Genomic DNA, 1,187 nt, shown 5'->3' on the forward strand with positions numbered 1-1,187 from the left:
TGGCATTTAACAGGACTCGACAAAATCATTGTCGAGCAACTGTTGAGGTGGTCAAACAATCTGTTTAATGTCGGGACTTACGAAAGTCGGCAACGGTACTTTAAGGACAAAGGTACAATTAAATACCCAGATTTGTACAAAATTGCCAAAGGCAACGAGAATTACGGCTTACTCTACTCGCAAGTCGCGCAACAATCTTTAAAATCAGTCGCTGAATCCTTTAGTTCTTTCCGAACCCTACAAAAGTTAGCCAAGAAAGGAGAGCTTAATCAAAAACCGAGGCTACCCAAGTACAGAACTAAAGGGGCGATGTACCAAGTTTCCTATCCTGGTCAAGCTTTAAAAATAGTGGGTAATCGGGTAAGGTTACCTTTGGGAACCAAAGGCAAAGAACACTTTGGGAAAGATGCGCTCTGGGTGACTTTACCAGAAAGACTGAAAGATTGCCAGATTAAAGAACTCAGGCTAATTCCTAGAAATGGCGAAGTCTGGCTTGAGTATGTCTATGAAAGTCTAACTGAACAAGCCGCTAGTTGTAGTCTGGAAGTAACAGGGGTTTTGGGAATCGACCACGGCATCAATAACTGGTTGACTTGTGTCTCTAGTAATAGTAAGCCTTTCATCATTGATGGTCGAAAGCTGAAGTCTTGGAACCAGTGGTTTAATAAGGAAAAAGCGCGAGTGCAATCGGCGCACGCTCAATACAAGTTACCCAAAGGTTTCTTGTCAAAAAGACTGCAACAGTTGTCAGAAACTCGCGCCAGAAGGATGAGAGATGCAGTAAATAAAGCAGTTAGAAGCATAATAGGGAATTGCGAAAATCACCAAATCAATGTGGTAGTTTTTGGTTGGAATAAAGGACAGAAGCAAGAAGTAAATATGGGAAAAAACACTAATCAAAACTTTGTCCAAATACCCACAGCTAAAGTCAAAGATAGACTACAACAAGAGTGCGCTCTCAGAGGATGGAGATTTGTAGAGCAAGACGAATCCTACACCTCAAAAGCTAGCTTCTTGGATCGAGACGTACTGCCAGTGAAAGTTGGTGAAAAACCCGACAATTGGCAACCGTCTGGTAAAAGAATTAAACGAGGTTTATACCGTTCTGCTCAGAAATCAATTCTGAATGCAGATGTTAACGGTGCGGCAAACATCATTAGGAAATCAAAAGTAGCCATAGACTCAAT

General features: G+C 41.6%; 1 protein-coding gene. It reads left to right on the forward strand.

Annotation, left to right across the window (positions count from 1 at the left end):
- The coding region (locus tag JGK22_RS33100; RefSeq protein WP_293314573.1) for a transposase at positions 1–1,187 on the forward strand (1,187 nt) is incomplete at both ends.

Origin of the sequence: Microcoleus sp. PH2017_08_TRC_O_A (assembly GCF_020738665.1) — a bacterium.
In the GTDB taxonomy this organism is placed as follows: domain Bacteria; phylum Cyanobacteriota; class Cyanobacteriia; order Cyanobacteriales; family Microcoleaceae; genus Microcoleus.